The 359-nt window shown below is 54.3% G+C and carries 1 protein-coding gene; it reads right to left on the bottom strand.

Going from position 1 to position 359, the window contains the following annotated elements:
* Nucleotides 1–359 (bottom strand): hypothetical protein (locus tag AC1RPW_RS08175; RefSeq protein WP_481769469.1); only part of this gene is annotated, 359 nt, incomplete at both ends.

The raw sequence follows: 359 nt of genomic DNA, 5'->3' as shown, positions 1-359 counted from the left end.
AGATATAGGTGCGGTAAGCAGACGCGGTGATCGGAAACAGGCGAGACAGGGTTTTCTTGGCCTCAGCAACGGTTCGGATTTCTTTATCCTTCCCGTTGACGTGGATTTCCAGCTTGTCGGTTTTGCCGCGCATTATACGCCGCACCAACACCTTCTTTCCTGCGTGGCTCATGAACTCGATGTCGCGGCGGCCTTGCTTGATCTTGTCCGAACGCTCACCGATTTGCGGTTCGTCATACATCACTTCAGGCAACACTGAGAAGAGCAATGATTTGCCTACCCCATTCGAGTTTTGCGATGCCTTGCCCGCAGCGCGGTTCAGCCCATAAATGGTGCTAACCCCGCACGGCGGCTCAAAC

The organism is Dellaglioa sp. CoH-55-MRSF-8, from assembly GCF_056782195.1.
Note: the sequence above shows the minus strand (reverse complement) of the source record. Positions and strands in the feature narration are given on the sequence as shown.